Origin of the sequence: Streptomyces atratus (assembly GCF_040655115.1) — a bacterium.
In the GTDB taxonomy this organism is placed as follows: Bacteria; Actinomycetota; Actinomycetes; order Streptomycetales; family Streptomycetaceae; genus Streptomyces; species Streptomyces atratus_D.
Genome location: NZ_JBFAJH010000006.1, coordinates 13,519 through 35,522 on the forward strand (window position 1 = coordinate 13,519; position 22,004 = coordinate 35,522).

Consider the following 22,004-nt stretch of genomic DNA (forward strand, 5'->3'; position numbering starts at 1 on the left):
AGGAGGCGGACATGGCGTGGACGTGGCGGTTCGAGAAGTCCGACGGTACGGAGACGGAGCCGGCCCTGCAGCCGGAGGAGTTCACGACCCAGGGCGATGCGGAGTCATGGATCGGTGAGTTCTGGAAGGAACTCCTGGACGGTGGGGCGGACCAGGTGACGCTCTTCGAGGACGCGACGAAGATCTACGGCCCGATGAGCCTCCAGGCCGACCAGGGCTGACCGCCGATACCGGTGAACGAGGGCCCGGGTGCCGTTTCTCGGCATCCGGGGCCTCCGCATGGCAGCGGTCAGATCTCACCCAGCGTGACGACCGTGGTGTTCTCCGCACCATCGCGCAGATAGGTCACCTCGACCTTCTGGCCCGGCTTGTCGTTGGCCAGCGCCTCGGCCAGCGCCGTCATCGTCGTGATCCGTGTGTCGCCGATCTTTGTGACGATGTCGCCGACCCGCAGTCCGGCCTTGTCCGCGCCGCCGCCCGCAGTGACGCCGACCAGCGCGACTCCGACCGGCTGGTAGCTGTCGTCGACGACCGTGCGACCGATGATGTTCAGCGCCGCGCGGCCCGAGTCGGTGACCTTGCCGCTCTTGATGATCTGGTCGGCCACCGTCTTCACCATCGAGACGGGGATCGCGAACCCGATGCCCGGTGCCGCGCCGTTCATCTGCGGATCCGTCGCCGCCAGGGTCGGAATGCCGATCACCTCACTGTTCAGGTTCACCAGCGCACCGCCGCTGTTGCCCGGGTTGATCGCCGCCGAGGTCTGCACCATGTTCGCGATGGTCGCCCCGGTGCCACCGCCCGCCGGGCTCTCGCTGACGGTCCGGCCGACTGCCGACACGATGCCCTGGGTGACGCTGCTGGACAGTCCGAGCGGCGAACCCATCGCCAGTACGATCTGACCGACCTCGACCTTCTCCGAGTCGCCGAACGTCGCCGCCTTCAGCCCGCTCGGGACGTTGTCGAGCTTGATGACGGCCAGGTCCTGCTGCGGATAGGTGGCGACCAGCGAGGCGCCCAGCACCTTCTCGCCGGTGGCGACGGTGACCTTGAAAGTCTTCTCCCGGCCGACCACATGGGCGTTGGTGACGATATGGCCCTTGTCGTCGTAGACGACGCCGGATCCGATACTGTTGGCGGCTTCGATCTGAACGACGGTGGGCAGCACGTTCTTGATGACGGCCTGGTATTCGGACTGCAGGTCACCCGCGGAAGTCGGACGCTGCTGAGGCGAGGCCGACTTGGTGGCATCGGCCCTGGCCGGGTCCGAGTCGGTGCAGCCGGACACCAGGGCCATGGCGCAGACACCTGCGGTCAGAGGCAGCAGCAGCCGGTACACACGGCGGCGGAACTGGGAAGCATCCATGTCCGAATCATTGCCATGAGCCACATGGGGGGCCTGCTGGCTTCGGCTGATCGAGTGAGGCCCACGCCTCGTCCACCCCTCGACCATCCGCCAGGGGATGTCCGGCCGATCACGGCCGGGGCCACGACGCCTGGCCGGTCCCACGTTCCCGGCTTCACTCGAGCAGGGGAGACCCTGTTCGCTCCGCGTGGCTCCTGCCTCCGCCGTGCGGCTGCACGCCCCACGGCGACACCAGCCGCTCCGCGATCCGGCCTGATCCGAACGAAGACCCTGGGGGGTGTCCGGCGGATCAGGGTCGGACAACCCCCTGGCCGCGCACCCCGCACAGATGCAGAAGTGCGGCAACCCGGCGGTACGGATCCGTGCGTCCGGCCCGGTCCTCCGCGGCCAGCACCTGGTCGAGTTCCGAGGCGGCCGGCAGCTCCACGTCATCGCTCATCCGGTCGGTGAAGATCCGCACCCCGTACCAGGCGTGCAACGGCGCAGCGATCCCGGCGAGGGTGGCCGTGAGGGCGTCCAGCCGGTCGGCGCGGACTGTCAGGCCCAGCCGGTCGGTGTACGTATCCGTGTCGAACGCGGTCAGGGCCGCGTCCCAGTCACCGGCGGTGCCGGGCCGCATCGCCAGCGCGTCGCCGTTCCGTACGAGCAGCGAGAGCAGCCCGCCCGGCGCCAGCATCCGGGCCAGTCCCGCCAGCAGCGCGTCAGGCTCCCGCGCGTACATCAGCACGCCGTGACAGAGCACCACGTCGAAGCTGCCCGGCAGGAAGTGCACACCCGTGTCCAGGCCGTCGCCCTCGATCAGCCGGACCCGCTCCCGGATGCCCGCGGGCTCGTTCCCGAGTGCCTCGCGAGCGACCCGCAGCATCTCGGCGTCGGACTCCAGGCCGGTGACCGTGTGGCCGGCCCGGGCCAGCCGCAGCGCCTGCGTGCCCTGTCCCATGCCGACATCGAGGACCCGCAGCCGCTGACCGACCGGGAAACGCGCGGCCATCTGCTCCTCGAGCTGCCGGGCGACGAGCTCCTGGCGGACCGTGTCGCGCAGCCCGCCGAGTCCTTTGAGCCACGCCGGAGAGGCCCCGGTGAACCCGAATTCCCCGCAGTCCCTCGAGGCGGCACCGCCCGGCAGGTCGGCGGGCGGACCGCCGACCGAGCCGGAAAGCTCCGTGCTCAGGGCCGCTCTCCGCGCTTGACCTGCGGCTTCGGCAGGCGGAGCCGACGCATCTGGAGCGTACGCATCAGACCGTAGGCGACCGCTCCGCGCTTGGGCGTATCGGGGAAGCGCTCGCCCAGTTGCTTCCTCAGCCGGAACGTGAGACCGATCGAGTCGATGACGATCAGCACGATCACGCCGAGCCAGAGCAGCAGCGAGATGTTCTGGATGTTCTGCACCTGGATCACGCTGAGGACCAGGATGATCACCGCCAGCGGCAGGAAGAACTCCGCGACGCAGAAGCGCGAGTCCACGAAGTCGCGGACGAAACGCCGCACCGGTCCCTTGTCACGGGCCGGCAGATAGCGCTCGTCGCCACTGGCGAGCGCCTCGCGCTGCTTGGCCAGGTCCACCCGGCGCGCTTCGCGCTGGCGCTTCATGGCCTCCTTGCGGTCGAGCGGCGCACCACTGGAGGCGCGACGGCGCTGCGACTGGGCATCGCTGCGCTTGGGGGTGGGGCGACCTTTGGGGGCCTGTGGGTCGCGGGGCTGCGTGGAGAGGTCCGCCGTCACCTTGGTGGCGGGGGCCTTCTCATCCTTCGAACGGCTACGGAACACAAAACCCAAGGGTACGGGGTCGGCCGCGACGACCCCAGCCCGGTCGGGAACGATCCGGCAACGGCCTGCGTCATCCCAGGTGTCCCGAGAGGGGCAGAACGGACGTTGCCACCGGTTTCCCCGACGGCCGCCTACTCCCTGGGCCGGAGCGGTATCCGGGGGCAGTCGTCCTTGGGGAGGACCACATCCGTGCTCGAACAGTGCGGTAATAGAGACAGGGCCCGTACTGTGGGTTCTGTTGGAGTGCTGGAGCCCAGTCCGTCAGAAGGGGGCGCGCGAAGCCCATGAGCGGTGTCATGAAGCGTATGGGGATGATCTTCCGCGCGAAGGCAAACAAGGCCCTTGACCGGGCCGAGGATCCGCGCGAGACCCTCGATTACTCGTACCAGAAGCAGCTGGAGCTGCTTCAGAAGGTGCGCCGCGGCGTCGCCGATGTGGCGACCTCGCGCAAGCGCCTGGAGTTGCAGCTGAACCAGCTGCAGGGCCAGACGTCCAAGCTGGAGGACCAGGGCCGCAAGGCGCTCGCGCTCGGCCGCGAGGACCTGGCCCGCGAGGCGCTGTCCCGGCGCGCCGCACTCCAGCAGCAGGTCACCGACCTGGAGACGCAGCACACGACGCTGCAGGGCGAGGAGGAGAAGCTCACCCTCGCGGCCCAGCGGCTGCAGGCCAAGGTCGACGCCTTCCGTACGAAGAAGGAGACCATCAAGGCCACCTACACCGCCGCCCAGGCGCAGACCCGGATCGGCGAGGCGTTCTCCGGGATCTCCGAGGAGATGGGTGACGTCGGCCTGGCGATCCAGCGGGCCGAGGACAAGACACAGCAGCTGCAGGCGCGCGCCGGCGCGATCGACGAGCTGCTCGCCTCCGGTGCCCTGGACGACCCGACCGGGACGGCGAAGGACGACATCGCCGCCGAGCTGGACCGGATCTCCGGTGGTACGGATGTGGAGCTGGAACTGCAGCGCATGAAGGCCGAACTGGCCGGCGGCTCCACCCCGCCGCAGGCCATCGAGGGCGGCCCGCAGGACGCGGGCCAGCAGCAGTCCTCGCAGTCCCCGCACAGGTTCGACAAGCAGTAAGGCGGATGTCATGATCGTTCGGATCATGGGGGAGGGTCAGGTGGCCCTGGCCGACAGCCACTTCGCTGAGCTCAACAAGCTCGACAACGAGCTGCTCGCCGAGATGGAGAGCGGCGACGGCCCCGGCTTCCGCGCAACGCTCCAGGCGCTCCTCGCCAGGGTGCGCGAGCTCGGCACACCTTTGCCGGACGACTCCCTTGAGCCGTCCGAACTGATCCTGCCGTCGCCCGACGCCACCCTCGAAGAGGTACGCGACATGCTCCGCGACGGCGGTCTGATCCCCGGCTGACGCCGGTCGCTCCAGCACCCGCACGCCCGCACTGTGCCCCGTGTCCGGTCCGCCGGCCGCGGGGCACAGTTCTGCCCGGATTGCCGCGTTCTGCGTGCGGTTCCGGCCGCGGGCGGGACCGTATCCGTGCGCGACACGCCGTACCGTAGCTTGACGTGACCACCCTCGGAACCGGGTTCCTGCGCGTCCGGCACTGGCTGCGCGACCATCCCCTCGCGTTCGACGGCGCGCTCGCCGTGGCCGTACTCGCCGCGATGATCGTCGGATCGTTCGCCGACCCGAACGCGCCGAACGGGCCCAGCTTCGGCACCCGTACGCCCGAGGCGGGCAGCGTGGTCCTGATGGTGCTCGCCGCCGCCGTGCTTGCCCTGCGGCGGCGCAACCCGATGGCGGTTCTGGCCGCCACCGGTGGGCTGTCCATCGTCGAGTTCGTGCTGGTGGACCCGCCCGCCCCGGTGGTCATGAGCGCGGTCGTCGCGCTCTACACGGTCGCCGCGTCCACCGACCGGCCCACCACCTGGCGGGTCGGCCTGCTGACCATGGCCGTGCTGACGGCGTCCGCGATGATCTTCGGCGCGTCCCCCTGGTACAGCCAGGAGAACCTCGGGGTCTTCGCCTGGACCGGCATGGCCGGAGCCGCCGGGGACGCCCTCCGCTCCCGGCGGGCGTTCGTCGACGCGATCAGGGAACGTGCCGAACGGGCCGAACGCACCCGCGAGGAGGAGGCCCGGCGGCGGGTCGCCGAGGAGCGGCTGCGGATCGCCCGCGATCTCCACGATGTCGTCGCCCACCACATCGCCCTGGTCAATGTGCAGGCCGGGGTCGCCGCCCACGTCATGGACAAGCGCCCCGACCAGGCCAAGGAGGCGCTCGCCCACGTCCGGGAGGCCAGCCGCTCCGCACTGGGCGAACTCCGCGCCACGGTCGGACTGCTGCGCCAGTCCGGCGACCCGGAGGCGCCGACCGAACCGGCCCCCGGTCTCGCGGTCCTCGACGAACTCGTGGCGACGGTCCGGCGCGCCGGGCTCCCGGTCGAGGTGGCCTGCGTCGACCGCAGGCCACCGCTGCCCGCGGCCGTCGACCTGGCCGCCTACCGGGTGATCCAGGAGGCGCTGACCAATGTGCGCAAGCACGCGGGCCCGGGAGCGAAGGCCGAGGTCAGTGTCGTACGGGTCGGGGAGGCGGCCGAGGTCACGGTCCTTGACAACGGCACGGGCAGCCCCGAGGGCGCCGGAGCCGACGGCGGCGGCCACGGTCTCCTCGGCATGCGCGAGCGCGTCACCGCACTCGGCGGCACCCTCACGGCCGGGCCCCGCTACGGCGGCGGATTCCGGGTTCATGCGATCCTGCCGGTCAAGGCCCGCACGGGAGAGCCGGGGATGCCGGGCAGGGTGGGCCGGACGGGGGAAGGCGCATGACACCACCACCCATCAGGGTCCTGCTCGTCGACGACCAGGCGCTGCTGCGCAGCGCGTTCCGGGTGCTGGTCGACTCGGAGCCCGACATGCAGGTCGTCGGCGAGGCAGCCGACGGCGCGGAGGCCGTGGCGCTGACCCGCTCGACACGCGCCGATGTGGTGTTGATGGACATCCGGATGCCCGGTACGGACGGACTGGCCGCGACCCGGATGATCAGTGCCGACCCGGAGCTGGCGGATGTGCGGGTCGTCATGCTCACCACCTTCGAAGTCGACGAATATGTGGTGCAGTCGCTGAGGGCCGGTGCCTCGGGCTTCCTCGGCAAGGGTGCCGAACCGGATGAACTGCTCAATGCCATCCGTATCGCCGCGGGCGGCGAGGCGCTCCTCTCGCCGGCCGCCACCAAGGGTCTGATCGCCACCTTCCTCGCGCAGGGCGGCAGTTCGGACGGTGAGGGGCCGAGCGCCGCGGAGTACGCCGAGCGGCTCGACGCGCTCACCGGCCGCGAACGAGAGGTGCTGGTCCTGGTCGCGGGCGGCCACTCCAATGACGAGATCGCCGAGCGCCTCGCCGTCAGTCCACTCACCGTCAAGACCCATGTGAACCGGGCCATGGCGAAACTGGGCGCGCGCGACCGCGCCCAATTGGTCGTATTCGCGTATGAATCGGGCCTGGTGCGCCCACGGATGGAGTGAAGGGTGGAGGAGCGGCGTACTCCACCTGCGGTATGCGCCGCATAAGAAAGTGCCCCTGGGGGTCGAGGCTTTCGCCCCTGTGGATGAGCGATGGTGTAGCTGGGCCGGGTCTGTCCCCGAGTCGCCCGCGCCCCTGCCGCGTAAGCCACAGAAGAGAGACCCACCCATGTCCTGGCTGTCCAGATTCAGCCTCGCGCAAAGGGCCCTGATCGGGCTGATCTCGATCGTCGCGCTCGTCTTCGGAGCGATCGCGATCCCGCAGCTCAAGCAGCAGTTGCTGCCCACCATCGAACTCCCGATGGTCTCGGTGCTCGCCCCCTATCAGGGTGCGTCCCCCGATGTGGTCGAGAAGCAGGTCGTCGAACCGCTCGAGAAGTCCATCAAGGCCGTCGACGGCGTCACCGGCGTCACCTCGACCGCCAGCGAGGGCAACGCCGTCATCATGGCGACCTTCGACTTCGGCGACGAGGGCACCAAGCAGCTGGTCGCCGACATCCAGCAGGCGGTCAACCGCGCCCGCGTCCAGCTGCCCGACGACGTCGACCCGCAGGTCATCGCCGGTTCGACGGACGACATCCCGACCGTCGTCCTCGCCGTCACCTCCGACAAGGACCAGCAGGCGCTCGCCGACCAGCTGGACCGCACCGTCGTCCCCGCTCTGGAGGACATCGACGGTGTCGGCCAGGTCACCGTCGACGGTGTCCAGGACCTCCAGGTCTCCATCACCCCCGACGACAGGAAGCTCGCGGCCGCCGGTCTGAACGCCGGATCCCTCGCCCAGGTCCTCCAGGCGGGCGGCGCCACGGTCCCGGCCGGATCGTTCTCGGAGCAGGGCAAGAGCCGCACCGTCCAGGTCGGCGGAGCCTTCACCTCGCTGCAGCAGATCGAGGACCTGCGGGTCGCCGGTCAGGACCCGGCCGGCGGCAAGCCCGGCAAGCCGGTCCGCGTCGGTGACATCGCCACGGTGAAGCAGGAGCCGTCCACCGCGGTCTCCATCACCCGTACCAACGGCAAGCCGAGCCTCGCCGTGATGGCCACGATGGACAAGGACGGCAGCGCCGTCGCCATCTCGGACGCCGTCAAGGACAAGCTCCCGGACCTGCGCAAGGACCTCGGCGCCGGCGCCGAACTGACCGTCGTCTCCGACCAGGGCCCCGCCGTCTCCAAGGCGATCTCCGGTCTGACCACCGAGGGCGCGCTCGGCCTGCTCTTCGCGGTCATCGTGATCCTGGTCTTCCTCGCGTCGCTCCGTTCGACGCTGGTCACCGCGGTCTCCATCCCGCTCTCCGTGGTTCTGGCACTGATCGTGCTCTGGACCCGCGACCTGTCGCTCAACATGCTCACGCTCGGCGCGCTGACCATCGCGATCGGCCGCGTCGTCGACGACTCGATCGTGGTCCTGGAGAACATCAAGCGTCACCTCGGCTACGGCGAGGAGCGGCACTCCGCGATCATCACCGCGGTCAGGGAAGTGGCCGGCGCGGTCACGTCCTCGACCCTCACCACGGTCGCGGTCTTCCTCCCGATCGGTCTGGTCGGCGGCATGGTCGGCCAGCTGTTCGGCTCGTTCTCCCTGACCATCACCGCGGCCCTGCTCGCCTCCCTGCTGGTCTCGCTGACCGTGGTCCCCGTCCTGTCGTACTGGTTCCTGCGCGCACCCAAGGGCAGCACGGAGAACCCGGACGAGGCCCGTCGCAAGGCCGAGGAGAAGGAGGCCCGCAGCAGGCTCCAGCGGCTGTACGTCCCGGTGCTGCGCTTCGCGACCCGGCGCCGCATCACCAGCATCGTCATCGCCGTCGCCGTGCTCTTCGGCACCTTCGGCATGGCGCCGCTGCTCAAGACCAACTTCTTCGACCAGGGCGAGCAGGAAGTCCTCTCCATCAAGCAGGAGCTGGCCCCCGGCACCAGCCTGGCGGCCGCCGACGAGGCGGCCAAGAAGGTCGAGAAGCTCCTCGACGAGGACAAGGGCGTCAAGGACTACCAGGTCACCGTCGGCTCCTCCGGCTTCATGGCGGCCTTCGGCGGCGGCACGGGCGCCAACCAGGCCTCCTACCAGGTCACCCTGAATGACTCGGCCGACTTCGACGCCACCCAGAAGCGCATCGACGAGGGCCTCGGCAAGCTCGACGGCATCGGTGACACCACCATCGCCGCGGGCGACGGCTTCGGCAGTCAGGACCTCAGCGTCGTGGTCAAGGCCGCGGACGCCGCGACCCTGAAGAAGGCATCCGAGGAGGTACGGGCCGAGGTCGCCGAACTCAAGGACGTCACCGACGTCCAGAGCGACCTGGCGCAGTCCGTTCCGCGCATCTCGGTCACGGCCAACTCCAAGGCCGCGGCCGCCGGATTCAACCAGGCCACCCTCGGCGCGGCCGTCGCCGGTGCGGTGCGCGGCACCCCGGCCGGCAAGGCGATCATGGACGACACCGAACGCGATGTCGTCATCAAGTCCGCCCACCCGGCCACCACGATGGACGAGCTGAAGAAGCTTCCCCTCGGCCCGGTCGAGCTCGGCCGGATCGCCGATGTGAAGCTGGTCCCCGGACCGGTCTCGATGACGAGGATCGACGGCCGGCGCGCCGCCACGATCACCGCCAAGCCCACCGGCGACAACACCGGCGCGGTGAGCGCCTCGCTCCAGTCGAAGATCAACGCCCTGGACCTGCCGGACGGCGCCACCGCCACCATCGGCGGCGTCTCCCAGGACCAGAACGACGCGTTCATGAAGCTCGGCCTGGCCATGCTCGCGGCCATCGCGATCGTCTTCATGCTGCTGGTCGCGACCTTCCGGTCGCTGGTCCAGCCGCTGATCCTGCTGGTCTCCATCCCGTTCGCGGCGACCGGCGCCATCGGCCTCCTCGTCGTCACCGGTACCCCGATGGGCGTCCCGGCGATGATCGGCATGCTGATGCTGATCGGCATCGTGGTGACCAACGCGATCGTCCTGATCGACCTGATCAACCAGTACCGGACGCAGGGCATGGGCGTCGTCGAAGCAGTCATCGAGGGCGGCCGCCACCGCCTCCGCCCGATCCTGATGACGGCACTCGCGACGATCTTCGCCCTGCTCCCGATGGCACTCGGCGTCACAGGCGAGGGCGGCTTCATCTCGCAGCCCCTCGCGGTCGTGGTGATCGGTGGCCTGGTCACGTCGACGTTGCTGACGCTGCTGCTGGTGCCGACGCTCTACGCGATGGTGGAGCTCCGCAAGGAGCGCCGCGCGAAGAAGAAGGCGGCCAAGCGCGCGAAGAAGGCGGACGTTCCGGGCCCGGCCCCGTTGGAGGAGACCACCTCCGAGGAGCCGGAGCCTGCGAAGGCCTGACGTCAGGCACACATGAGGGCCCCGGCACCGTTCACCGGTGCCGGGGCCCTCGTGGGGGCCTCCAGCGCCCGCTGGAGGCCCGAGGCCGGGGTGGAGGCCCGGGGGGAGACCCTGTTGCCCCTACGGCAGCGCCAGCATCCGCTCCAGCGCCAGCTTCGCGTACTTCTCCGTCTCGGGGTCGACCTCGATCCGGTTGACCAGGTTCCCCTCGGCCAGCGACTCCAGCGTCCACACCAGGTGCGGCAGGTCGATCCGGTTCATCGTCGAGCAGAAACAGACCGTCTTGTCGAGGAAGACGACCTCCTTGTCCTCCGCGGCGAACCGGTCGGCCAGGCGGCGCACCAGGTTCAGCTCGGTGCCGATCGCCCACTTCGAGCCGGCCGGGGCCGCCTCCAGGGCCTTGATGATGTACTCCGTCGAGCCGACGTAGTCCGCCGCGGCCACGACCTCGTGCTTGCACTCGGGGTGCACCAGCACATTGACGCCCGGAATGCGCTCACGCACATCGTTGACGGAGTCCACCGAGAAGCGCCCGTGCACCGAGCAGTGCCCGCGCCACAGGATCATCTTCGCGTTCCGCAGCTCCTCGGCGGTGAGGCCGCCGTTCGGCTTGTGCGGGTTGTAGAGGACGCAGTCCTCCAGCGTCATCCCCATGTCGCGGACCGCGGTGTTCCGGCCCAGGTGCTGGTCGGGGAGGAAGAGGATCTTCTCGCCCTGCTCGAAGGCCCACTCCAGGGCGCGCTTCGCATTGGACGAGGTGCAGATCGTGCCGCCGTGCCTGCCGGTGAAGGCCTTGATGTCGGCGGAGGAGTTCATGTATGAGACGGGCACGACCTGCTCGGCGACCCCGGCCTCGGTCAGTACGTCCCAGCACTCGGCGACCTGCTCGGCGGTGGCCATGTCGGCCATCGAGCAGCCCGCGGCCAGGTCCGGCAGCACGACCTTCTGGTCGTCGGTGGTCAGGATGTCCGCGGACTCCGCCATGAAGTGCACGCCGCAGAAGACGATGTACTCGGCTTCCGGCCGGGCGGCCGCGTCCCGGGCGAGCTTGAACGAGTCGCCGGTGACGTCCGCGAACTGGATGACCTCGTCGCGCTGGTAGTGGTGGCCGAGAACGAAGACCTTGTCCCCGAGCTTCTCCTTCGCCGCGCGGGCGCGCTCCACCAGGTCCGGGTCGGACGGGGAGGGCAGATCGCCGGGGCACTCGACGCCGCGCTCACTCTTCGGGTCGGCCTCGCGGCCGAGCAGCAGCAGGGCGAGGGGCGTCGGCTGGACATCGAGGTCCTGGACGGGGTGGGCCGTGGTCACGTCACGCACCCTTTCTTCTCTGCAGATAAGCCTTTTCGTCTAATTGACGTTATCTATCATATCCGGTTCACGTCACTTTGACGATGCCGATAGCGTCCATGTGACGAATTCCCTCTGCAGGTGGTCGGAGGCGGTTCGGGGGTCGCGAGAGGCCTCCTCGCCCTGCCCGGGGCGGTGTGCGAGCATGAAAGGAACAGGCAAGCGCTCGGCCCGGAATGAATCCGCGGTCCCGACGGTTGCAACGTCGGCAAGCAGTCCGAACAACCCGGGAGAGAAGCAGATGTCCGTATCGGACGAGACCACCACCGTGAGCGACGGCATCCTCCTGTCCGACGCCGCCGCAGCCAAGGTCAAGGGCCTGCTGGAGCAGGAAGGCCGTGACGACCTGGCGCTGCGCGTCGCCGTCCAGCCCGGCGGCTGCTCGGGCCTGCGCTACCAGCTCTTCTTCGACGAGCGTTCGCTCGACGGCGATGTCGTGAAGGACTTCGGCGGCGTCAAGGTCGTCACCGACCGGATGAGCGCTCCGTACCTGGGCGGCGCCTCCATCGACTTCGTCGACACCATCGAGAAGCAGGGCTTCACGATCGACAACCCGAACGCCACGGGCTCCTGCGCCTGCGGCGACTCCTTCAGCTGAACCGCGAAGGCGGTGTCGGGCAGCAGTGCCTGAAGAAGGCGGTGGCCCCCGGACTCACTCCGGGGGCCACCGCCTTCAGTCGTGCACGAGCACTCGCTAGTGCCCCTCCCGGCAAGCTTTGCCCCGTCGCACCGCCCGGCACGCCCTCCCCCAAGGCCTTAAGGGCCAGGGGGGACCCCCTTCCGCGTTGGCCAAAAGCCCTGGTAGCTCCTTCCCCAAGCTCTCAACTTCGTTCGAGCAGGGGAGGCCCCATCCAAGGACTTCCGGCCGCCTTGCGATCGCACGCACCGGACGACGCTCCTTCCGGGCAAACATTGCCGGTCACGGCACTAGCCGCGCGGCACCGTGCCGCCCGCAGCGTCGAGCACCTTCCGGTCACCCAGCGGCGCGTCCAGCGTCACCGTGCGCGTCAGCTCCTTGGCGATCATGATGCAGACCTTCTTCGGGTCCGGGATCGACTCGGTGATCGTCACCCGTACCGCATCCGCGTTCTCGGTCGCGCTTGCCGCGTACGTACTGCAGACTCCGCCCCAGAACGTCACCTTCAGCGTCCGGCCGTCCGCGGTGTACGAGGTCATCTGGTGCGTGGACCGGGACGCGTCCCCCGTGCCCGTATCCGAACCCGGGCTCTTCGAAGGCTTCGTCAGCGAGTCCGGGTCCACCGCGACCTGCGCCACCGTGTTGCCCGTCCCGCCCGCCGCCGGCCGCACCGAGAAGAGCCACGACGGTACGAGCGTCTGCTCGCCGTCCACGTACCGCATCGCAAGGCCGAAGACCGCCTTGTCGACCGTCACGGTCGTCGTCTCCCGCTCCGCGCCGGTCCGTGTCCCGCAGCTGACACCCGGCGACTTCGGTTCGCCCTTCTCCACGGGTACGGGGATGGCGCACCCGCCGACGTGGCTCCGCGACGTGTCCGCGCGGCCGGCCCGGTTCAGCTGCTTCAGTGCGTCGTCGGCGCTGATCACCGGATACTCGGCACCCTTCTGCAGTCCCTTCAACTGCCCGCTGCCGCCGACTACGTGACCGTCGGGGTCCACCTGGATCCCGGTCGCCCACCCGTACGTGGGCAGCCCGCCCACCACCGGGTTCGCGTTCACCACCCTTACCGAACCCATGAGTTGGGACGCGTCGAGGGCGGCATCGTGCTGGCCCGCCGCCTTCAGTACGGGCGCGGCGGCGGCCTTGGCGGCCTTCTCGCTCACCGGCGATCCCGTGCCGCCCGGCGTCACGTCCTTGTTCGCGCACACCGTCGTGCTCCGGCAGTTGTCCGTTCCGCCGGAGCCGAAGCGGGCGAAGGTCCAGGTGCCCGGAGCCTGCTTGTTCACCCGCAGGACCGGACCCGAACCGTCCCCGTCGGACCCCACCTTCCAGACCGTGCCCTCGGCCTGCGCGGTGCCCTCCAGGCCCAGTGCCTTCGCCAGCCGGGTCACCTCCGCCGCCGAGACGGTGCCCTTCGCGCGGTGGACGGCGGCCTTGGCCGGGCCGTCGGGCAGCTTGCCGGACGCGCGGTAGACCACGCCGTCGCCGCTCGGGTCGGGCTCGCCCGGGGCGATGCCCTCCGAGGGTGCTGTCGGGCTCGACGCGCTCTCGTCGAGCGCGAGCAGGGGAGGCGTGCCGTCGCTGCTGCCCGCCCGGCTGCCGCTGCCGCCGGCCGCGGCAGCCCAGTACGCGCCGCCGCCCCCGGCGAGCAGCACCGCTGCCGCCACCGAGGCCACGGCCAGCGGCGACCGCCGCCGCCGGGGGGCGGTCACGTCGTTGTCGGGTCGCTCGGTGCTCACCGGATCGCTCCTTCGACTGCGTTGCCGTCACCATGACCGTCGCACGGTCATCGCCTGTCCCGCGAGTGCGGACAACGGTGGGACGGAGCGGAGGAGCACCCGGTTCCCCGAGGGCGCCGGAAGCGAGCGGATACGGCCGTCAGTCGCCGTAGTCGGACATCGCGTCGATCAGCCGTGCGGACGCGTCCGGAACGGTGACGCCATGAATCAGGGACGGTGCGACAGCGGTGGGGGCGGCCTTGGCGGGTACGACCCAGTGCGGAGCCATCCGTGCGCAGTCACCGCGCAGCTCGGCCAGGCTGATCTCGGACTCGCGCGGGGCGATGTTCTTCGGCATGTCCGCACCGTAGGCACCGCAAGCCCCAGGATATAAGCCCTACTATCGGGTAGTTTTTCCCCTTCGGGGCTGTTGCGGCGACCGGGTAGCGTGAACTGTCACGCCGTCCCGGGAGCGCGGTCACCCGTTCCCCTCGACCTCCGCAGGAGCAGTCTTCCCGTGCGCATCGCAGTCACCGGCTCCATCGCCACCGATCACCTCATGACCTTCCCCGGCCGTTTCGCCGACCAGCTGGTCGCCGATCAGCTGCACACGGTCTCGCTCTCCTTCCTGGTCGACAACCTCGATGTGCGCCGGGGCGGTGTCGCCGCCAACATCTGCTTCGGCATGGGCCTGCTCGGTACCGGCCCGATCCTGGTCGGCGCCGCGGGCTCCGACTTCGACGAGTACCGCGCCTGGCTCGACCGGCACGGCGTCGACACGGGCTCGGTCCGGATCTCCGAGGTCCTGCACACCGCCCGTTTCGTCTGCACGACGGACGCCGACCACAACCAGATCGGCTCCTTCTACACGGGTGCGATGAGCGAGGCCCGGCTGATCGAGCTGAAGGCCGTCGCCGACCGCGTCGGCGGTCTCGACCTCGTCTCGATCGGCGCCGACGACCCCGAGGCGATGCTCCGCCACACCGAGGAGTGCCGCTCCCGGGGCATCGCGTTCGCCGCCGACTTCTCGCAGCAGATCGCGCGGATGGACGGCGACGAGATCCGGATCCTCCTCGACGGCGCCACGTACCTCTTCTCCAACGAGTACGAGAAGGGGCTCATCGAGTCCAAGACCGGCTGGACCGACGAGGAGATCCTCGCCAGGGTCGGCCACCGGGTCACCACGCTCGGAGCCCGCGGCGTCCGCATCGAGCAGACCGGTCAGGAGACCATCGAGGTCGGCTGCCCGGAGGAGGAGACGAAGGCGGACCCGACCGGCGTCGGTGATGCCTTCCGCGCCGGTTTCCTCTCCGGCCTCGCCTGGGGCGTCAGCCTGGAGCGTGCCGCGCAGGTCGGCTGTATGCTCGCCACTCTGGTCATCGAGACGGTCGGCACCCAGGAGTACACCCTGCGCCGCACCCACTTCATGGACCGCTTCACCAAGGCGTACGGCCACGACGCCGCCGCCGAGGTCCGCACCCACCTGCACTGATCCGGGAACGCCAGTGCCCCTCCCGGCAAGCTTTGCCCCGTCGCGCCGCCCAGCACGCCCGCTCGCCGCGTTGGCCAAAAGCCCTGGTAGCTCCTTCCCCAAGCTCTCAACTTCGTTCGAGCAGGGGAGGCCCCATCCAAGGACTTCCGGCCGCCTTGCGATCGCACGCACCGGACGACGCTCCTCATGGGGCAAACATTGCCGGTCACGGCACTAGGACAGCCGGCGGACCACATAGGCCGAGCCCTGGTCCGCCGGCTCCTCACCCGCGTACTCCTGCTCCCGCATCTCGCACCACGCCGGGATGTCCAGCCGCGCGGCCTCGTCGTCGGAGAGCACGGTCACCGTCCCGCCCACCGGCACCTCTCCGATCACCTTCGCGAGTTCGATCACCGGGATCGGGCACCGCTTCCCCAGCGCGTCGACCACCAGGGACGCGGTCGTCGCGGGGGAGGGGGCGGGCGGGACGGGCGCGCCCAGCCTCTTCCGTACCCCTGCCACCACTCCCGGCAGCACCTGGAGGAAGCGGTCGACGTCCTCCTCCGTGGTGCCGGTCGGCAGGGACACCCGGACGTTCCCCTCCGACAGCACTCCCATCGCCTTCAGTACATGGCTCGGCGTGAGCGTGCTGCTGGTGCAGGATGAACCGGACGATACGGAAAATCCCTCCTGGTCCAGTTCGTGGAGGAGTGCCTCTCCGTCGACATAGAGACAGGAGAAGGTCACCAGATGCGGCAGCCGCCGCACCGGATCGCCGACCACCTCCACATCGGGCACGGCCGAGCCCGCCGTGGCTCGAATCCGGTCCACCAGCGCCCGCAGCCGCACGGACTCCGCCGCCGCCTCGGCCCGGACCGCTCGCAGCGACGCCGCCGCCGCCACGACGGCCGGGATGTTCTCGAACCCGGCGGACCGCCCCGACTCCCGTTCGTCCGCCGCGCCTTGGGGTGCGAACCGGACCCCCTTGCGTACGGCGAGCAGCCCCACCCCCGAGGGCCCGCCCCATTTGTGGGCACTGGCCGCCAGCAGCGACCAGCCGCTCGGTACCGGACCCCAGCCCAGCGACTGCGCGGCGTCCACCAGCAGCGGTACGCCCGCCGCCCGGCAGACCTCCGCGACCTCGGCCACCGGCTGCTCCGTGCCGACCTCGTGGTTGGCGGACTGCAGGCAGGCCAGCGCGGTGTCCTCGCGCAGGGCCTCCCCGTACGCCGTCGCGCTCACCGCCCCCGCCCGGTCCACCGGCACCTCGGCGCATGTCCCGCCCTGCGCCTCGTGGGCGGCGGCCGAATGGAGCACCGACGAGTGTTCGACCGCCGAGACCACCAGATGGCGGCCGACGCGCCGACGCCCGGCGAGAGCGCCGGAAATCCCCGAGTGCACCGCCCGGGTCCCCGACGAGGTGAAGGTCAGCTCGTCCGGGCGGCACCCCACCGCCTCTGCGGCGGCTTCCCGGGCCGCGTCCAGCAGCAGCCGGGCCCGCCGTCCCTCCCGGTAGAGGCGGGCCGGGTCGGCCCAGCCCTCGTCCAGTGCGGCAAGCAGCGCCTGGCGGGCCACGGGGTGCAGGGGTGCGGAGGATGCGGCATCGAAGTAGGGCACATGTCCACGCTAGCTCGCGACCGCCGTCGCGTCGGGAGGGGCCGTTCGCGCAGCCAGGAGAGGGCCCGTCAGATGGCGGCCGGAGGCCCGGATTCCACCCCTTCGGGGAGTCGGGCGGCGCGTTGGGCACCCTCCCCGCGCGGCCTCAAATAGCGTCCAGTAGGGTTTGGTCCGCATAAACATCCAAACCCCTGCCCGCGTCAGGGCGGCGACCGACCAGACAGACGGCCGCGCCGAACGCGCGGGCGAGACTCTCGGGAAGGCGCTACGTGAGTCCCAACGGCTCCGACCGCTCGTCGCGGCGCCCGATGCGGCGGAAGCTGCCGCAGGTGCTGACTGCGGCCCTGATCCTGGCGACCGCCACCGGTTGCACATACAAGGACTTTCCTCGCCTTGGTATGCCCACGCCGGTAACGGAAGAGGCACCACGGATCCTTTCCCTCTGGCAGGGCTCGTGGGCGGCAGCGCTCGCCACGGGTGTGCTGGTCTGGGGCCTGATCCTGTGGAGTGTCATCTTCCACCGGCGCAGCCGCACCAAGGTGGAGGTACCTACGCAGACCCGGTACAACATGCCCATCGAGGCGCTGTACACGGTGGTCCCTCTCATCATCGTCTCGGTGTTGTTCTACTTCACCGCGCGCGATGAATCGAAGATCCTCTCGCTCTCCCCGAAGCCCGCCCACACCATCAACGTGGTCGGCTTCCAGTGGAGCTGGGGCTTCAACTACATCGAGAACGTGGACGGCTCGACCGCCACGGGCAAAAAGATCCCCAAGGAGCTCGACGCCATCCCCGACCGGCTCCGGGAGGACTTCCCCCAGGGTGCGGAAGGCGTCTACGACGTCGGCATCCCGGGCACCCGGAACCCGCAGAACGGCGACCCGGGTCCGACCCTGTGGCTGCCGAAGGGCGAGAAGGTCCGCTTCGTTCTGACTTCGCGTGACGTCATCCACTCCTTCTGGGTGGTGCCGTTCCTCATGAAGCAGGACGTCATTCCGGGCCACACCAACTCCTTCGAGGTGACTCCCAGCCAGGAGGGCACCTTCAAGGGCAAGTGCGCCGAGCTCTGCGGCGTCGACCACTCCCGGATGCTCTTCAACGTCAAGGTCGTCTCCCCGGAGCGCTACCAGGCGCACCTCAAGGAGCTGGCCAAGAAGGGCCAGACGGGCTACGTGCCGGCCGGTATCGAGCAGACGGACCCGGCCAGGAATGCGGAGACGAACAAACTGTGAGCATCCTCAACGAACCTCAGGGTGCCGCGGCAGCAGACGACTCGTACGAGGACGAGCTGCCGGCCCGGCTGAAGCAGCCGGGAAACGTCGTCGTCAAGTGGTTGACCACCACTGACCACAAGACGATCGGCACGATGTACCTGGTCACGTCGTTCGCGTTCTTCTGCATCGGCGGCCTGCTGGCGCTCTTCATGCGCGCCGAGCTGGCCCGTCCCGGCACGCAGATCATGTCGAACGAGCAGTTCAACCAGGCGTTCACGATGCACGGCACGATCATGCTGCTGATGTTCGCGACGCCGCTGTTCGCCGGGTTCGCGAACTGGATCATGCCGTTGCAGATCGGCGCGCCCGACGTGGCGTTCCCCCGGCTGAACATGTTCGCGTACTGGCTGTACCTCTTCGGGTCGATCATCGCGGTGGCCGGCTTCCTCACCCCGCAGGGTGCGGCGGACTTCGGCTGGTTCGCCTACTCCCCGCTCTCGGACGCCGTCCGTTCGCCGGGTGTCGGCGCCGATATGTGGATCATGGGTCTGGCCTTCTCCGGATTCGGCACGATCCTCGGATCGGTCAACTTCATCACCACGATCATCTGCATGCGTGCACCCGGCATGACGATGTTCCGGATGCCGATCTTCGTGTGGAACGTCCTGCTGACCGGTGTGCTGGTCCTGCTGGCGTTCCCGGTGCTCGCCGCCGCGCTCTTCGCGCTGGAGGCGGACCGCAAGTTCGGTGCGCATGTATTCGACGCGGCCAATGGCGGCGCGCTGCTCTGGCAACACCTCTTCTGGTTCTTCGGCCATCCAGAGGTGTACATCATCGCCCTGCCGTTCTTCGGAATCATTTCCGAAGTGATTCCGGTGTTCAGCCGGAAGCCGATGTTCGGCTACATCGGCCTGATCAGCGCCACGATCGCCATCGCGGGCCTGTCCGTGACCGTGTGGGCGCACCACATGTACGTCACCGGCGGTGTGCTGTTGCCGTTCTTCTCGTTCATGACGTTCCTCATCGCGGTACCGACCGGGGTGAAGTTCTTCAACTGGATCGGCACGATGTGGAAGGGCTCGCTGTCCTTCGAGACACCGATGCTCTGGGCCGTCGGCTTCCTGATCACCTTCACCTTCGGTGGTCTGACCGGCGTCATCCTGGCCTCGCCGCCGTTGGACTTCCATGTCTCGGACTCGTACTTCGTCGTCGCGCACTTCCACTACGTCATCTTCGGCACCGTGGTCTTCGCGATGTTCTCCGGCTTCCACTTCTGGTGGCCGAAGTTCACCGGCAAGATGCTGGACGAGCGGCTCGGAAAGATCACGTTCTGGACGCTGTTCGTGGGCTTCCACGGCACGTTCCTGGTGCAGCACTGGCTCGGCGTCGAGGGCATGCCGCGTCGTTACGCGGACTACCTCGACGCCGACGGCTTCACCCTGCTGAACACGATCTCGACGATCTCCTCGTTCCTCCTCGGACTGTCGATGCTGCCGTTCTTCTACAACGTGTGGAAGACCGCCAAGTACGGCAAGAAGGTCGAGGTCGACGACCCGTGGGGCTACGGCCGTTCGCTGGAATGGGCGACCTCCTGCCCGCCGCCGCGGCACAACTTCCTCACCCTGCCGCGGATCCGCTCCGAATCCCCGGCGTTCGACCTGCACCACCCGGAGATCTCGGCGCTCGAACAGCTGGAGCACCACTCCGAGGGTGACAAGGCCCTCGCTGGTGGCAAGGAGGCCGGCAAGTGAAGATCCAGGGCAAGATGTTCCTCTGGCTGAGCATCTTCTTCCTCGCCATGGCAATCACCTATGGCGTGTGGTCGAAGGAGCCGGCCGGTACCACCGCGCTCGTCCTGGGCTTCGGCCTGAGCGTCATGATCGGCTTCTACCTGGCCTTCACGGCGCAGCGCGTCGACGCACTGGCTCAGGACAACAAGGAAGCCGATGTCGCGGACGAGGCCGGCGAGGTGGGGTTCTTCTCCCCGCACAGCTGGCAGCCGCTCTCACTGGCCATCGGTGGCTCCCTCGCCTTCCTGGGAGTCGTCTTCGGATGGTGGCTGCTCTACTTCTCGGTCCCGGTCATCATGATCGGCCTGTTCGGCTGGGTCTTCGAGTACTACCACGGTGAGAACCGCACCCAGTGACACCGCTCCATCGGTGACACCGCTCCACCTGACGGGGGGCCCGTACTTCTCTTCCACGAGAAGCGCGGGCCCCCCGTTTGCAGTCATCCGGCGCGCTGAAACTGATGAATCTTCTTAGCGTGGGTTCATGAACCTCACGCCGCGCTTCCGACCCGTAGCGAGCTGCACACTGGTGGTCGTGACCCTGGTTGCAGGGGCGACCGCCTGTGGTGGGCCCGATGGCCATCCGCTGTCCGCGAAGCCGTACGACGCGGCGGACGAGATCTCCTTCAACACCCCGAAGGACGACAAGAAGGCCGATCCCGACAAGCCCCTCGAAGTCACCGTCACGGGTGACGACGGCCGGATCACGGACGTGACGGCCGTGGACACGGCCGGACACCATCTCGCGGGTGAACTCGCCGCCGACGGGAGCCGCTGGCACTCCACCGTCCCGCTTGCCGCGGGCACCCGGTACACCGTCAGGGTCAGCGTCGAGGACGACGACGGCGCCCCGGGCGCCCGTACGCTCGCTTTCGAGACGGCCCCGGCAAAGAAGTTCCTGAAGGTCGCCTTCGGTCCGCAGGCAGGCACCTACGGCGTCGGACAGCCCATTACGGCGGTACTCAGCGCTCCGGTCAAGGACAAGGCCGCCAGGGCCACCGTGGAACGCTCCCTGAAGGTCCGGTCCACGCCCTCCGTGCCGGGCTCCTGGTACTGGGTCGACGACAAGACCCTGCACTACCGCCCGCAGGAGTACTGGCCCGCCAGGGCCACCATCGAGGCCACCAGCACCATGGCGGGCATCAAGGTCACCAAGGCGCTGTACGGGGCTCCCGCGAAAGCGCTGAAGATCACCACCGGCGACCGCATAGAGGCCATCACCGACGCCTCCGCGCACACCATGTCGGTCAAGCGCAACGGACAAGTGATCAAGACCATTCCGGTGACCACCGGCAGGCCCGGCTTCGACACCCGCAACGGCGTCAAGGTCGTGCTGAGCAAGGAGTACTCCGTGCGCATGCGCGGGGAGACGATCGGCATCGCAGAAGGCTCATCCGACTCGTACGACCTTCAGGTCTACTACGCGACCCGCGTCACCTGGAGCGGCGAGTACGTGCACGCGGCCCCCTGGTCCGTCGGCTCGCAGGGGCTCGCGAACGTCAGCCACGGCTGCACGGGCATGAGCACCAGCGAGGCCGCGTGGTTCTTCAACACCGTGCGCGAGGGTGACATCGTCAAGGTCGTCGGCAGCCAGGGTGCGACGATGACGCCGTTCGACAACGGCTACGGCGACTGGAACCTCTCCTGGGCCAAATGGCAGAAGGGCAGCGCCCTGCAGAACGACACCACGCCGGACCGCTCGGACACGATCCAGGCGGCGCGCCTGCGCCCCGAGGTCTGACCGGCCCCGGGGGGAGTGCGCTGCCCCTCGGAGGGACATGACGAACCGCGGTTGCGACCGCGGCGGCTCCCGGGGCGGTCAGGCGTCCGCGCAGAGCCTGTTGCGCAGCAGAGCGACCAGAGTGTCAGCGAACTCGACCGGCTCGACCGGAAGGGTCACCGCGGCGTCCGCACGGCTCCAGGTGGCCAGCCAGGCGTCCTGCGGGCGCCCGATCAGCAGCAGCACCGGCGGGCAGTGGAAGACCTCGTCCTTGATCTGCCGGCAGACGCCCATGCCGCCCGCCGGGGCCGTCTCGCCGTCCAGCACGCACACGTCGATGCCGCCGTTCTCCAGAGCGGTCAGGACGGCGGGCAGGGTGGCGCACTCCACGAACTCCAGCGGTGGCACGTCCGCCGCAGGCCTGCGACCGGCGGCCAGCCTCACCTGCTCACGGGTGTTGGCGTCGTCGCTGTAGACCAGGACCGTGGCGGTCGGCTGCATTGTTCCTCCGTGACATCTGTGTCTTCGGGGCTCTCGGGGCATGAACCGATGCGC

At 69.2% G+C, this 22,004-nt stretch carries 20 protein-coding genes; 12 read left to right on the forward strand and 8 right to left on the reverse strand.

The genetic code is table 11. The features are described 5' to 3' along the window. Window positions 1-11: 11 nt before the first annotated feature. Window positions 12-221 (forward strand): hypothetical protein, encoded by a 210-nt coding sequence (locus AB0I23_RS09625; RefSeq protein WP_030933634.1) that lies wholly within the window; start codon window positions 12-14, stop codon window positions 219-221. 68 nt (window positions 222-289) lie between these two features. On the opposite strand, the gene AB0I23_RS09630 is transcribed toward AB0I23_RS09625, so the two are convergent. From AB0I23_RS09630 to AB0I23_RS09640, 3 genes are all read right to left on the reverse strand, one after another. Then, window positions 290-1,366, reverse strand: a complete 1,077-nt coding sequence (locus AB0I23_RS09630; protein ID WP_359108476.1) for a S1C family serine protease — start codon at window positions 1,364-1,366, stop codon at window positions 290-292. 289 nt (window positions 1,367-1,655) lie between these two features. Next, window positions 1,656-2,357, reverse strand: a complete 702-nt coding sequence (locus AB0I23_RS09635) for a class I SAM-dependent methyltransferase (RefSeq protein WP_436846906.1) — start codon at window positions 2,355-2,357, stop codon at window positions 1,656-1,658. 176 nt (window positions 2,358-2,533) lie between these two features. Beyond that, window positions 2,534-3,133 (reverse strand): DUF3043 domain-containing protein, encoded by a 600-nt coding sequence (locus AB0I23_RS09640; protein WP_359108478.1) that lies wholly within the window; start codon window positions 3,131-3,133, stop codon window positions 2,534-2,536. 296 nt (window positions 3,134-3,429) lie between these two features. Between AB0I23_RS09640 and AB0I23_RS09645 the strand changes: the two genes are divergently transcribed. The 5 genes from AB0I23_RS09645 (at window position 3,430) to AB0I23_RS09665 (ending at window position 9,936) form a co-directional block, all read left to right on the forward strand. Continuing rightward, entirely contained in the window at window positions 3,430-4,212 is a 783-nt protein-coding gene (locus AB0I23_RS09645; RefSeq protein WP_037694001.1) for a PspA/IM30 family protein, read from the forward strand. A gap of 10 nt (window positions 4,213-4,222) precedes the next feature. Continuing rightward, window positions 4,223-4,501 carry a PspA-associated protein PspAA gene (gene pspAA, locus AB0I23_RS09650; RefSeq protein ID WP_359108480.1) on the forward strand — a complete coding sequence of 93 codons (279 nt, stop codon included), beginning with the start codon at window positions 4,223-4,225 and terminating at the stop codon, window positions 4,499-4,501. Between the two features lie 155 nt (window positions 4,502-4,656). Further along, entirely contained in the window at window positions 4,657-5,919 is a 1,263-nt protein-coding gene (locus AB0I23_RS09655) for a sensor histidine kinase (protein ID WP_359108482.1), read from the forward strand. Beyond that, a complete protein-coding gene (locus AB0I23_RS09660; RefSeq protein WP_359108484.1) occupies window positions 5,916-6,614 on the forward strand; it encodes a response regulator transcription factor in 699 nt (232 codons plus the stop codon). Before AB0I23_RS09655 ends, AB0I23_RS09660 begins: the two co-directional genes overlap by 4 nt. Before the next feature lie 166 nt (window positions 6,615-6,780). Next, a complete protein-coding gene (locus tag AB0I23_RS09665; protein ID WP_359108486.1) occupies window positions 6,781-9,936 on the forward strand; it encodes an efflux RND transporter permease subunit in 3,156 nt (1,051 codons plus the stop codon). Between the two features lie 120 nt (window positions 9,937-10,056). On the opposite strand, the gene nadA is transcribed toward AB0I23_RS09665, so the two are convergent. Then, the gene (gene nadA / locus AB0I23_RS09670) at window positions 10,057-11,253 is read right to left on the reverse strand and encodes a quinolinate synthase NadA (protein ID WP_359108487.1); all 1,197 of its coding nucleotides are present in this window, start codon (window positions 11,251-11,253) and stop codon (window positions 10,057-10,059) included. Window positions 11,254-11,524: 271 nt separating this feature from the next. On the opposite strand from nadA, the gene AB0I23_RS09675 reads away from it, so the two are divergent. After that, the gene (locus AB0I23_RS09675; RefSeq protein WP_107018256.1) at window positions 11,525-11,881 is read left to right on the forward strand and encodes a HesB/IscA family protein; all 357 of its coding nucleotides are present in this window, start codon (window positions 11,525-11,527) and stop codon (window positions 11,879-11,881) included. Between the two features lie 329 nt (window positions 11,882-12,210). On the opposite strand, the gene AB0I23_RS09680 is transcribed toward AB0I23_RS09675, so the two are convergent. Together AB0I23_RS09680 and AB0I23_RS09685 are read right to left on the reverse strand one after the other, a co-directional pair. Then, window positions 12,211-13,659, reverse strand: a complete 1,449-nt coding sequence (locus tag AB0I23_RS09680; RefSeq protein WP_359108489.1) for a hypothetical protein — start codon at window positions 13,657-13,659, stop codon at window positions 12,211-12,213. A 139-nt stretch (window positions 13,660-13,798) separates the two neighbouring features. Continuing rightward, the gene (locus AB0I23_RS09685; RefSeq protein ID WP_359108491.1) at window positions 13,799-13,996 is read right to left on the reverse strand and encodes a hypothetical protein; all 198 of its coding nucleotides are present in this window, start codon (window positions 13,994-13,996) and stop codon (window positions 13,799-13,801) included. Window positions 13,997-14,155: 159 nt separating this feature from the next. Between AB0I23_RS09685 and AB0I23_RS09690 the strand changes: the two genes are divergently transcribed. Further along, window positions 14,156-15,130, forward strand: a complete 975-nt coding sequence (locus tag AB0I23_RS09690; RefSeq protein WP_359108493.1) for a carbohydrate kinase family protein — start codon at window positions 14,156-14,158, stop codon at window positions 15,128-15,130. Window positions 15,131-15,343: 213 nt separating this feature from the next. Here the strand turns inward: AB0I23_RS09690 and AB0I23_RS09695 are convergent, their stop codons facing one another. Continuing rightward, on the reverse strand, window positions 15,344-16,726 hold the full coding sequence (locus AB0I23_RS09695; protein WP_359108495.1) for a cysteine desulfurase/sulfurtransferase TusA family protein: 1,383 nt from the start codon (window positions 16,724-16,726) through the stop codon (window positions 15,344-15,346). A gap of 269 nt (window positions 16,727-16,995) precedes the next feature. Between AB0I23_RS09695 and ctaC the strand changes: the two genes are divergently transcribed. The 4 genes from ctaC (at window position 16,996) to AB0I23_RS09715 (ending at window position 21,470) form a co-directional block, all read left to right on the forward strand. Then, window positions 16,996-17,958: an aa3-type cytochrome oxidase subunit II gene (gene ctaC / locus AB0I23_RS09700; protein WP_359108497.1), complete on the forward strand. Its 963-nt coding sequence runs from the start codon at window positions 16,996-16,998 to the stop codon at window positions 17,956-17,958. Then, window positions 17,955-19,691: an aa3-type cytochrome oxidase subunit I gene (ctaD, locus tag AB0I23_RS09705; RefSeq protein WP_359108498.1), complete on the forward strand. Its 1,737-nt coding sequence runs from the start codon at window positions 17,955-17,957 to the stop codon at window positions 19,689-19,691. The genes ctaC and ctaD overlap by 4 nt, the downstream gene beginning before the upstream one ends. Further along, on the forward strand, window positions 19,688-20,086 hold the full coding sequence (locus AB0I23_RS09710; protein WP_359108500.1) for a cytochrome c oxidase subunit 4: 399 nt from the start codon (window positions 19,688-19,690) through the stop codon (window positions 20,084-20,086). Before ctaD ends, AB0I23_RS09710 begins: the two co-directional genes overlap by 4 nt. 127 nt (window positions 20,087-20,213) lie before the next feature. After that, the gene (locus tag AB0I23_RS09715) at window positions 20,214-21,470 is read left to right on the forward strand and encodes a L,D-transpeptidase (protein ID WP_359108503.1); all 1,257 of its coding nucleotides are present in this window, start codon (window positions 20,214-20,216) and stop codon (window positions 21,468-21,470) included. A 78-nt stretch (window positions 21,471-21,548) separates the two neighbouring features. Here the strand turns inward: AB0I23_RS09715 and AB0I23_RS09720 are convergent, their stop codons facing one another. Beyond that, window positions 21,549-21,950: a hypothetical protein gene (locus tag AB0I23_RS09720; RefSeq protein WP_359108505.1), complete on the reverse strand. Its 402-nt coding sequence runs from the start codon at window positions 21,948-21,950 to the stop codon at window positions 21,549-21,551. Between the last annotated feature and the right edge of the window lie 54 nt (window positions 21,951-22,004).

Excerpts from the sequence above, each read along its gene's own strand:
- AB0I23_RS09625 (WP_030933634.1), top strand. The coding sequence starts at position 12 with ATGGCGTGGACGTGGCGGTTCGAGAAGTCCGACGGTACGGAGACGGAG.
- AB0I23_RS09630 (WP_359108476.1), bottom strand. The coding sequence starts at position 1,366 with ATGGATGCTTCCCAGTTCCGCCGCCGTGTGTACCGGCTGCTGCTGCCT.
- AB0I23_RS09635 (WP_436846906.1), bottom strand. The coding sequence starts at position 2,357 with ATGGCCGCGCGTTTCCCGGTCGGTCAGCGGCTGCGGGTCCTCGATGTC.
- AB0I23_RS09645 (WP_037694001.1), top strand. The coding sequence starts at position 3,430 with ATGAAGCGTATGGGGATGATCTTCCGCGCGAAGGCAAACAAGGCCCTT.
- pspAA (WP_359108480.1), top strand. The coding sequence starts at position 4,223 with ATGATCGTTCGGATCATGGGGGAGGGTCAGGTGGCCCTGGCCGACAGC.
- AB0I23_RS09660 (WP_359108484.1), top strand. The coding sequence starts at position 5,916 with ATGACACCACCACCCATCAGGGTCCTGCTCGTCGACGACCAGGCGCTG.
- AB0I23_RS09665 (WP_359108486.1), top strand. The coding sequence starts at position 6,781 with ATGTCCTGGCTGTCCAGATTCAGCCTCGCGCAAAGGGCCCTGATCGGG.
- AB0I23_RS09675 (WP_107018256.1), top strand. The coding sequence starts at position 11,525 with ATGTCCGTATCGGACGAGACCACCACCGTGAGCGACGGCATCCTCCTG.
- AB0I23_RS09685 (WP_359108491.1), bottom strand. The coding sequence starts at position 13,996 with ATGCCGAAGAACATCGCCCCGCGCGAGTCCGAGATCAGCCTGGCCGAG.
- AB0I23_RS09715 (WP_359108503.1), top strand. The coding sequence starts at position 20,214 with ATGAACCTCACGCCGCGCTTCCGACCCGTAGCGAGCTGCACACTGGTG.
- AB0I23_RS09720 (WP_359108505.1), bottom strand. The coding sequence starts at position 21,950 with ATGCAGCCGACCGCCACGGTCCTGGTCTACAGCGACGACGCCAACACC.